The following is an 11,431-nucleotide window of genomic DNA, read 5'->3' on the forward strand; positions in this document are numbered from 1 at the left end:
GCTCTTGAATAATACGTTGCGGCCTACACCAAGCCAAACCACCTAGCGAGAAATGGTACGATGAGAACGGTGATGAGACCTGCCAGTGCAATTGCTGAACTTGAGAAGGCACCTTCTTCTTCGCCGAGTTCGAGTGCTTTGGAAGTGCCAACTGCATGTGATGCCGTTCCAATGCCAATGCCTTTCGCAATTGCGTTAAAATTCGGAAATAGCTTGACGGCAAAAGGTGCAAGAAAAGCACCTGACATACCAGTAATCACGACGAGAATAATGGTAAGCGGTTCTTCGCCGCCTAAAATCTGAGTTAGTGATATTGCCATCGGCGTGGTAATTGATTTTGGTAATGCAGAGAGCGTGAGCATATCGCTGAGCCCCATCGCTTTAGCCATTAACAAAATGGTAAAGAATGAAGTCGCGACACCTGCGGTAATGCCAATAATCAAACTGATAAAATGCTTTTTGATGACAGTACGCTGACGGTAGAGCATAATACCCAAGGCGACGGTGAGAGGGCTGAGAAAAAAGTGAATATAATCAGCGCCGATTTTATAAGATTCATAAGGTATGTGAAACAGCGATAAAAAACCGATAATCATAAACATGGCGAGTAAAAGCGGGTTAAAGAGATCATTTTTAAATCGCGCTTTTATTTTAAGCCCAATTTGATAAGTTATAATGGATAGAAAGATGCCAAATACAGGTGAATTTAAGAGATTCATTTCTTGCTCCTTGCAGATGTCAATAGCTGTGTTACCACCATCGTGACGACCATGGTGACAAACGTCGATACAATGGCGATGGTGAATAACTTGATAGCGGCGCCCTTTAGTGCATCCGTGACAGCTAGTACGCCAATGCTGGCAGGGATAAAGAAAAAGGCAATGTTATTAAGAAAAAAATCACTGGTCTCCTTTATGTGTGTTTCTTTTAAAATCCCGGTGGACAGCGCTATGAAAAGCAGCAGCATCCCCATAATGGCGCCGGGAATGACAATGATGCCTGCGAATAAGCTGCTGATCCATTCACCGACGATCCAAAAAGCGAGTAAAATGCCCAGTTGCATGATATATTTCATGTTGTCCTCCTTATGCGAATCGCATAAGTCTATTTTAATGACACGATTTTTAAAAATCAAGTCTCTAGCAGCAGATACATGATTTAAACAATTGACTGCAAATAAATGCTATCGCAAAAATAATGTGACACAAAAAGATGCTTATCAGTGCAAGAGGCTGTATTTAGCGAGAAAAAAAGCATACCCATCAATGGATATGCTTATATAATATGATTTTCAGTATATTTTCGATTAATAGACTTGCAGCAAGCGCTGGCGATACTCCGAACTAGATCAGTTTTGTCAGCAAAGTATTGCTGCGGGAGATAAATGCTGTCATGGCTTCTGGACTGAGTTGTGTATGACTTAAAAGTGCAAGATCGTATAATTGTGCACAAATCATTTGAACCGTTTCATTATCGCCGTCATCTTGTTTAATGAGATAATCAACCAATGGATGCTGCTCGTTGAGCACCAGTGTCGTTTCCCCCTTGAGCATATCAGCATTCATGCCCGGCATGCTGTACATTTTCATCATATCCTGCATTCTTCTGGATTCTTCTGACAGGACAATCATACTTGAGAGATTTTCTGATTTCATGTTTTCGAGTCTAAGCGTAATGGCTTCTAAATCCAATGCCTTTTTAAAGAAATCTGTCAATTTCTCAGTCAACGTCTTTTGCTCTTCTTCCGTAAGGCTTGAATTGTTGCGCAATGCCTCGGAAACGTCAGCGTCTACGCGTTCAAATTTTACATCCTCATTTTTAGATTCGATGAGTGAAATAAAAGCTGAATCAATCGGATGATCTAAAATGACGGCATTCATTTCCTGTGATTTAAAGAGGCTGATATACTGTGCCTGTTGAACGGTATCCGTTGCGTAATAAACTTTTTTATCAGGTGCTTTTTCAAGGTATTCTGAAAGTGTGACATAGGTGTCTTCAATGGTTTTATAAATAAAGCTCTTCTCGACATTTTCGTAGAACTTTTCATCTTTCAACGCGCCAAACTTAATAAATGGATTGATATCGTCCCAAAAGCCCTCGTAGGTTTCGCGTTCAGTTTTATAGAGTGCGTTGAGCTTGTCTGCGACCTTTTTCGTAATGTAACTGGAAATCTTCTTAACGAATCCATCATTTTGAAGAAAACTTCTTGATACGTTGAGCGGTAAATCTGGACAGTCAATAACGCCTTTCAACAATAATAAGAATTCTGGAATGACTTCTTTAATATTATCAGCGACAAAGACTTGTGAATTGTATAATTTAATCTGGCCTTCAATGCGATCGAATTCTGTATTGAGACGTGGGAAATATAAAATACCTTTGAGGTTAAAAGGGTAATCCATGTTTAAATGAATCCAGAATAAAGGCTCTTTAAAGTCGTTAAAAGTTGACTGATAAAATGATTTGTAGTCCTCATCTGTGCATTCGCTCGGCTGCTTCGTGTAGAGTGGTTTTGTCTCATTGAGCGGTTCAGGCGGCAGCAGATTGCCATCAGCGTCTTTGAGTGGTTCTTTTCCGACGATATCGAAGAAGATTTCTACAGGCATAAAACTACAGTACTTTTTGATGGTCTGCTTTACTTCGTATTCTTTTAGAAAATCCTTGCCGTCATCAGTGATATGGAGAATAATATCTGTACCGCGTGATTCGCGTGTGCCTTCAGTCATTTCAAATGTCGTGCCGCCATCGCATTTCCAGTTAACGGGCTCAGCATCTGGAAGGTAGGATCTTGTATGAATCTCAACATCGGAAGAAACCATAAAAGCTGAATAAAAGCCAAGGCCAAAATGACCGATAATTTGATCTTTATCCGATTTGTCTTTATAGTTTTTGATGAAGTCCTCTGCACCTGAAAAAGCGATTTGATTAATGTACTTTTTGATTTCTTCGGCAGTCATTCCGATGCCGTTATCACTGAAGGTAAGTGTTTTTGCTTCTTCATCAAGTGTAACGGTTATTTTATAATCGGGATTTTCTTCGATTTGAGCTTCGTTAATCATCACAAGCTTTTGTAGCTTTGTGATTGCATCGCTCGCATTTGAAATCAGTTCTCTGACAAAGATGTCATGATCTGAATAAAGCCATTTTTTTATAATGGGAAAGATATTCTCACTGTGTATGGACAAACTGCCCTTTTCCAATGACATATGATCAACTCCTATCTGTCTTTTTTTAATTGATTATTGATTACATCGATTCTATGATAGTCAATTAAAGTCGAAAAGTCAAGAAGTTTTAGCACTCAAATGAAAGGAGTGCTAACAGCCCCGAGGTAATGGGTTTCACGCGTTAATGATCAACAGTTGGATTTAGCATGTGTGAAACGGCATCGCCTGTGTTTGTTTTGCGCAGTAATGGTGATTTATGATATGATTCACTCACGGTGATGCTAAAAATAGGTTGGGGGATTATAGAGATGAAAATTGACGAACGCGACACGATTTTATCGAGAATTAGGTATCAGCCAAATGATGGTATGTATGAAGATTATTATAAGAAACATCCTGAAAAGCAGGCAATTGACGATCTATTAAGGGCAATGCCGGATATTAATGCTGAGACAACGCCGATGTATCAATCGCTGAAGTCGCCCTTTGCCGATAGTGCCTTTGACTTTATTGCAGATATTAAGCAATTTTCAAGACAAAATGCGAAACGAGCACCTCAGCATGTCGATGCGATGCAAATGACTACGCAGATAAAAAAATTAGCACATTATCTAGGCGCATCCGCAGTGGGCATTGCCAAGATGGATGCCGATGATTACTATACACATCGCGGCCGAACGAAGGCGCATTACGGAACGCCCATCACAGATGAAGGTGCTTATGGGATTGTTCTTATAAAGGAAATGAATCGTGAAATGATTAATCGCGCACCGCACTTAGAAGAGATGACGGAAGTGACAAAAGCCTATTTTGACTTGGCAGTTATGGGGATGTGGCTTAGCTATTATATCGCCAACCTTGGCTATGATGCCAAAAACAATATGGATATGGACTATTTGATGTATACACCACGTGTGGCAGAACTGGCTGGTCTCGGTGAAGTAGGGCGTGCAGGCCTGCTTGTGACGCCGGATTATGGCATGCGTGTGCGCATTGGAATTGTAACGACGGATTTGCCGCTTGTTGCCGATAAGCCTATTGATTATGGGATTAAAGGACTTTGCGGCATTTGCGGGCTGTGTGCAAAACATTGTCCAAGCAGGGCAATTATGCGCGGCAAACCCGTTGCACTGGATGAAAATCGAACAGGCTATATCAGTGATCAGGAAAAATGCTTTAAAATGTGGAAGACACTGGGGACCGATTGTGGAATTTGCCTTTCTGTCTGCCCATTATCACAAGCCTTGCCAGACGATGTGCGTCAAAGCCTTCAAACAGATCCTAAAAGCATTGTCGATTGGCATCGTCAAAAGATTGGCAAACGCGTCTATACGAAAGAGCCTTTGGCACTATTTAGAGATGAATAGAGCTGTAAACAAAACAAGTGCTTAAAAATATTAAATGGCAATGTCGTCTGCTCGCTATGTTTGATACGAGCATGCGCTTAAGTGCCTCAAAGGCAGCTACAGTATTGGCGCATGCAGTCAAGTGTGTATAAAATTTTATAAATGCAATTGATTTAAATGAAAGAAACTTGGGTGAAAGTATTGGCATTACTCGGGTTTCATACAAAGATGATGTATTTATGCATGATATTAGCTTAAGAAAGCTATTTTGTGCATAAAAAAATGCAATGTAAACAGAAAAGTCAAAAAAATGAAACTTTCAGAAAAAAAAAAATCAAATCGTACGATTTCAGATTTTAAAACATTGTCATATTTGAATTGACTGAAACATTGTCATTTCAATAAAAACAGCGTTTTAGTGTCTGTATGCGTTTGTTTTGCTCACGCGGACAAAATGCGTTTATACATTATACATAGATAAAATTTATGAATAGTCCATGTATAAAGTATTGTCTTATGCAAGGAAGTGTTATATAATATTCAAAATCAGAAAAGAGAATTGAAGCGCTATAATGCAAATGAAATGAATGAACGCAATGACTTCAATTTTATGAATTGATGCTATAAAGATCAGTTACATACGGAATTTGAAAACAGGAGACCATGTAAAAGCATCTGGCCAGTCCGGCAGTTTTTGTCTCTCATTTTTAGACAAATTTTGTATGTATACTGAATACAACAAATTGGTCTAGGGGGGATGAATATGGTGTCGAATGGATTACCATCTGCGCAGGGTCTTTACGATCCGAGTTATGAAAAGGACAATTGTGGCGTTGGTTTCATCGCAAATATAAAAGGTGAAAAGAGTCACGAAGTTGTCAAAAAAGGCATTGAAATTTTGGTGAACATGACACATAGAGGCGCCGCTGGGTCTGATCCGACCACTGGTGATGGTGCGGGTCTCATGGTACAAATTCCACACGAATTTTTTAAAATTGCCTGTACGAACTTAGGCATGGAACTGCCGGAGGCGAGAGCATATGCAGTGGGCATGATGTTTTTGCCGAAGACGCCGGCAGTGCGTTACCAATGTGAAGGTATTACAGAACGCATTGTTGAAGAAGAGGGTGCGAGCTTGATTGGCTGGCGTCTCGTACCGGTAGATAATCGCTCAATTGGTGATACGGCTAGGTATACAGAACCGATTATTAAGCAGGTTATTATCGGCATGGGGAGCATTCAGACAGTTGAAGCCTTTGAAGCAAAGCTCTACCTCATCCGAAAACGTATTGAAAACGAGATTGCAAAGCGCGTTGCCAAGGGCAATGAGCTGTTCTATATTTGCAGTATGTCCAATAAAACAATTGTTTATAAAGGACTGTTGTTGCCGGAACAAATTGCAAGCTTTTATATTGACTTAGATGATTTAAACTTTAAGAGCGCGATGGCGATGGTGCATTCACGCTTTAGTACCAACACCTTTCCGACTTGGGAATTGGCACATCCATATCGTTATTTGGCACATAACGGTGAAATTAATACCATCCGCGGCAATCGAAACTGGATGAATGCACGCGAAGGTGTCCTTAAGTCGGACGTATATCAAAAAGATGTTTCAAAGCTATTCCCGATTTTAACGCCAAATATGAGTGACTCGGGATCACTTGACAATGTTTTTGAACTGCTCAGAACGCATGGCAAAAGCAATTCACACGCTTTAACAATGCTCATACCGGAAGCATGGGAGAATGATCTCAACATGAATGAGCACAAGCGATGCTATTATGAATACAATGCTTCAATGGTTGAACCATGGGATGGTCCTGCCGCTGTCTTTTTCTGCGACGGCGATCAAGTCGGCGCTACACTCGATAGAAATGGTTTAAGGCCCGCAAAATATGTGATTACAAATGACGGCTTTATGGTCATGGCTTCTGAACTCGGCGTTATTCGCTTCGAACCGGAACGCATCATGAAAAAGGGCAGACTTGAACCAGGGAAGATGATAATGGTTGATATTAACAAGGGTGCCGTTATCGAAGACGAAGCAATCAAAGCGGAGATCTATGAGAGCTTCCCATATCTTGAAGCCGTTAATGAGCGCCGCGTTACGCTGGATACAATGCCTGAGTTTAAAGAAAACTATCAGATCAGAAGTGAAACGCTGACAGAAAAACAGTATGCGTTTGGCTATACGCTGGAAGATATTCATGAAATTGTCAAAGTCATGGCGGAAACAGGCAAAGAGCCAATTGGTGCAATGGGTAATGATGCACCGCTTGCGGTTTTCTCCGATCAGCCTCAGACGCTCTTTAACTATTTTAGACAGCTTTTCGCGCAGGTTACCAACCCGCCGATTGATCCGATTCGTGAAAAGATCGTTATGTCGCTTAAAAACTATATTGGTTCACAGGCGAGTATGCTGTCAATGTCTCCGGATGTCGAGCCGTTTATTGAAATCCCGTCACCGGTGTTGAACAATATTGATATGGGAAAAATACGTTCCCTTCGCAATGAGCACTTTAAATCAACAAAAATCCCCATTACGTTTAAAGCGGATTTAGGCGTTGATGGTTTTAAAGCAGCTCTTCAAAGCATTTGCGAACGCGCATCAAGACGTGTTGCAGAGGGGTATAATATACTCATTCTCAGTGATAAGAAAGTAGATGGTTACGAGGCTTCAATTCCTAGTCTCCTAGCGGTCTCAGCGATTCACCATCATTTGATTGCCGAGAAGACCAGAACAAAAGTATCCATTATTGTCGAATCCGGTGATGCGCGTGATACAACGCATATTGCAATGCTCGTCGCATATGGTGCCAGTGCCGTGAATCCATATCTTGCGATTGAAACAGCACGTGAATTGGCGCGTAAGAAGATTATTCACAATATGACTGAAGATGAAGCAACGGAAAATTATGTACATGCCTTGAGTACAGGCCTTCAAAAGATTTTATCCAAAATGGGTATCTGTACGGTTCAATCTTACCATGGTGCTCAGATTTTTGAAGCGCTGGGACTCAGTCAGGCATTTGTGGATCAATATTTCCCGGGAACGCCTTCCAGAATTGGCGGACTCAATGTAGAATCCATCGCAAAAGAGACAATCAGCAAACATCATAAGGCCTTTAACCGTTTACGAAAATCTATGAATGACCTTGAAATCGGTGGGCAGCTTATTTGGCGTAATGGTGCAGAACGACATTTGTTCAACCCAGAAACGATTTCGCTTTTACAACGGGCAACACGTAATAACGATTTCAGAACATTCCAGGAATATACGAGAATTATCAACAACCAGGCTAAAGGGCTTTCAACTGTTCGCGGAATGTTTGAACTGATTAATGCACCGCAGCCGATTAGCATTGACGAAGTTGAACCAGTGAGTGAAATTCTCAAACGCTTTGTAACGGGTGCTATGTCATTTGGCTCCTTGAGCAAAGAAGTTCATGAAACGATTGCCATTGCCATGAACCGCATTGGCGCTAGAAGCAACAGTGGTGAAGGCGGCGAAGACCCGGCGCGTTATCAAATTGATGATGAAGGCAATAACCGCAGAAGTGCCATTAAACAAGTGGCATCAGCTCGTTTCGGCGTCAATACGCATTATATAATGAATGCAGATGAACTCCAAATAAAAGTGGCACAAGGTGCAAAACCAGGTGAAGGCGGTCATTTGCCGGGACCAAAAGTAGATGCGCACATTGCACGCGTTAGACACTCTACACCGGGAATTGATTTGATTTCACCACCGCCGCATCATGATATTTATTCAATTGAAGACTTAGCGCAGCTTATTTATGATTTAAAATCAACGAATCCTAAAGCGCGCATCAGTGTTAAGCTCGTTGCAGAAGTCGGTGTCGGCACCATTGCAGCGGGTGTTGCCAAAGCACATGCGGATATGATTCTTATCAGCGGTCACGATGGTGGGACGGGCGCTTCGCCGATTTCATCCATCAAAACTGCCGGCGTGCCTTGGGAAATTGGTTTGTCAGAAGCACATCAAGTCTTACTGCTCAATAACCTTAGAAGCAGGGTACGACTTCAAACAGACGGCCAGCTTAAAACAGGACGCGATATTGTTATTGCAGCATTGCTCGGTGCAGAAGAATTTGGATTTGCGACGACGGCATTGGTGGTGATGGGCTGTACAATGCTTAGACACTGCAACAAAAATAACTGCGACCTTGGGATTGCCACGCAAGATCCTGACCTTAGAAAGAACTTCAAAGGACGTCCTGAATATTTGATTAACTTCTTAACCTTTATGGCAATGGAAGCACGTCAGATTATGGCCGATATGGGTTTTAGAACCATTGAAGAAATGGTTGGACGCGTTGATAAGATCAAAGTGAATTCGAAAATTGACCATTGGAAAGCGGTTCAGCTCGATCTTGATAAAGTCCTTTACAGACCGGATGTTCCGAGCCGTATGAAGCCTTACTGTACAGAAGCTCAAGATCACGGTATTGATCAAAGCTTCGACCATAAACTGATGGAAGCGGCAACGATTGCAATGAAGACGAAAAAGCCTATCCAGGCATCTTTTGAAATCAATAATGTACATCGTACCGTTGGCTCAATGCTGAGTGGTGAAATTATTCAGCGCTTTGGTGAAAAAGGTCTTCCGGAAGATACACTGACTTTCAGATTCCGCGGTTCGGCAGGTCAAAGTTTTGGTGCTTTTGGTGCACCGGGACTGACGCTTATTCTCGAAGGCGATACGAATGACTACGTCGGCAAGAGCCTTTCAGGTGCCAAAATTGTCGTGAAGCCATCATCGAAAGCAACGTTTAACGCTTCTGAAAACTTTATTGCGGGCAATACGATCCTATATGGTGCAACAGCAGGCGAACTCTATATCAACGGACGCGTCGGTGAACGCTTTGGCGTTCGGAACAGTGGTGCTTCAGCCGTTGTCGAAGGTGTCGGGAATCATGGCTGCGAGTATATGACCGGCGGTACTGTCGTTATTCTAGGTTCAACCGGCAAGAATTTTGCAGCTGGGATGTCCGGCGGTGAAGCATTTGTCTACGATCCGGACAATAAATTAGAAGAAAACTGCAACTTTGAAATGGTGAAGGTCTTTGAACTTGACGACATCACCCGTGATCGCGTGAAAGCGATGATTGAAAAGCATCAGGCATTAACGGATTCCGTTATTGCAGATAAAATTTTGAAGGATTGGGACAATGCCGTAAATGCATTTAAATATATCGTTTCTCCAATCTATAAAGCCATTGTTGACCAAAAGCAATTTGTCGAAAGTGAAAGAGTTTCATAGGGAGGAGCGGCATATGGGAACGAATACGGGTTTTAAAACCTATGATCGACAGAATTTCAAGCTGAGACCTAAGTCTCAGCGTGTCAAAGACGATAATGAAGTCTATAAACCATTGAACGAAGATGTGATGATCGAGCAGGCGAAACGCTGTATGGGCTGTGGGACGACATTTTGTTCATGGGGATGTCCGCTGGGGAATCTGATTTCATATTGGAACGATTTTTCACAGCAGGGTAAGTGGGCAGAAGCCTATGAAGTTCTCAGCAGGACCAGCAATTTTCCGGAATTTACGTCACGTGTTTGCCCGGCACTCTGTGAAGCAGCCTGTGTCTTGGGCGTCAATCGAGAACCTGTAAGCATTCGTGAAATTGAATATACCATTATTGAGCACGCATTCAAAGAAGGCTGGGTAAAACCGAGAAGGCCAAAGACGAGAACAGGCAAACGTGTTGCCGTCGTTGGATCAGGTCCATCAGGACTCGCAGCAGCTGATGAGCTCAATGCCGTTGGACATGAAGTGGTTGTATTTGAGCGGAATTTAGAACCGGGCGGGCTCCTTCGTTACGGCATACCAAACTTTAAACTTGAGAAAAGTGTTATTGACCGCCGTGTGGATCTTATGAAGGCGGCAGGGATTACTTTTATCACCAACACCGCAGTGGGCAAAGACGTTGCAGCGACAGCGCTTTTGGAAGAATTTGATGCACTTGTTCTGACGGGTGGTTCGACACTTCCGAGAGATTTAAAGACGGCTGGTCGGGACTTGGAAGGGATCCATTTTGCGGTTGACTACTTGGAGAATCATACGAAACGCATTTACGAACTGCCAACCGAATCGACGATTGATGCCAACGGCAAAAATGTGCTTGTTATTGGCGGCGGCGATACGGGTTCAGACTGTATCGGGACAGCCAATCGACAAGGTGCTAAAAAGGTTTACCAAGTTGAAATTCTGCCAAAGGCGCCAGATGTACGCGATGATAGTCAGCCGTGGCCGATTTATCCAAAACTCAACAAAGTAACCTCTTCGCACAAGGAAGGCTGTGAACAGTTCTGGGAAGTCAATACGAAAGAACTGATCGGTGAGAACGGCGTTGTTAAAAAGGCTATTCTCGAGAAGATTGAATGGGTTGAAGAAGAAGGCAGAATGGTGCCAAAACCTGTTGATGACGGACAGTTTGAAGTAGAGGTTGATCTCGTACTGCTGGCAATGGGTTTCCTGTCACCTGAACACAATGGCGTTGTCAAGGATTTGGGACTTGCGCTGGATGCCAGAGGCAATGTCATGTCCAATGAAAGGCATGAAACGAATGTGAAAGGCGTTTTTGCCGCCGGCGATATGGCAAGAGGTCAGTCGCTCGTCGTCAGAGCCATTAAAGAAGGCCGCACAGCGGCAAAATATATTGATGAGTATTTAATGTCCGAATCATATATTCGTACATTATAGGTTAGTGAATAGCGTTCGAGTTAGTATTATCGAACGAAAGCGACAAATGAGACAAAATTGAAAAGGGGCTGTCGGGAAATAGACAGCCCCTTAAAAATTTCCATAAATTACAAAAAGGAATTCTCCTACTTTATGTCGAATCTATAAATAGGAGGTTATCTTATGCAAAAAAAGAAAAAAGACG

At 42.4% G+C, this 11,431-nt stretch carries 6 protein-coding genes; 3 read left to right on the forward strand and 3 right to left on the reverse strand.

Translation table 11 applies throughout. The features are described from left to right. Nucleotides 1–23: 23 nt before the first annotated feature. From KHM83_RS05575 to htpG, 3 genes are all read right to left on the reverse strand, one after another. A complete protein-coding gene (locus KHM83_RS05575; RefSeq protein ID WP_213235921.1) occupies nt 24–719 on the reverse strand; it encodes an LrgB family protein in 696 nt (231 codons plus the stop codon). Next, nucleotides 716–1,075 carry a CidA/LrgA family protein gene (locus tag KHM83_RS05580; RefSeq protein WP_213235922.1) on the reverse strand — a complete coding sequence of 120 codons (360 nt, stop codon included), beginning with the start codon at nt 1,073–1,075 and terminating at the stop codon, nt 716–718. The genes KHM83_RS05575 and KHM83_RS05580 overlap by 4 nt, the downstream gene beginning before the upstream one ends. 268 nt (nt 1,076–1,343) lie before the next feature. Next, complete coding sequence (htpG, locus tag KHM83_RS05585) at nt 1,344–3,206, reverse strand: molecular chaperone HtpG (RefSeq protein ID WP_213235923.1); 1,863 nt, start codon at nt 3,204–3,206, stop codon at nt 1,344–1,346. A 269-nt stretch (nt 3,207–3,475) separates the two neighbouring features. Here htpG and KHM83_RS05590 point away from each other — a divergent pair, with 269 nt between their 5' ends. The 3 genes from KHM83_RS05590 (at nt 3,476) to KHM83_RS05600 (ending at nt 11,247) form a co-directional block, all read left to right on the forward strand. After that, nucleotides 3,476–4,534 carry a reductive dehalogenase domain-containing protein gene (locus KHM83_RS05590; RefSeq protein ID WP_213235924.1) on the forward strand — a complete coding sequence of 353 codons (1,059 nt, stop codon included), beginning with the start codon at nt 3,476–3,478 and terminating at the stop codon, nt 4,532–4,534. A gap of 742 nt (nt 4,535–5,276) precedes the next feature. Beyond that, nucleotides 5,277–9,800: a glutamate synthase large subunit gene (gltB, locus tag KHM83_RS05595; protein WP_425513866.1), complete on the forward strand. Its 4,524-nt coding sequence runs from the start codon at nt 5,277–5,279 to the stop codon at nt 9,798–9,800. A gap of 13 nt (nt 9,801–9,813) precedes the next feature. After that, a complete protein-coding gene (locus tag KHM83_RS05600) occupies nt 9,814–11,247 on the forward strand; it encodes a glutamate synthase subunit beta (protein WP_213235926.1) in 1,434 nt (477 codons plus the stop codon). The last annotated feature ends 184 nt before the right edge of the window (nt 11,248–11,431 follow it).

Origin of the sequence: Fusibacter paucivorans, assembly GCF_018390735.1 — a bacterium.
In the GTDB taxonomy this organism is placed as follows: Bacteria; Bacillota; Clostridia; order Peptostreptococcales; family Acidaminobacteraceae; genus Fusibacter; species Fusibacter paucivorans.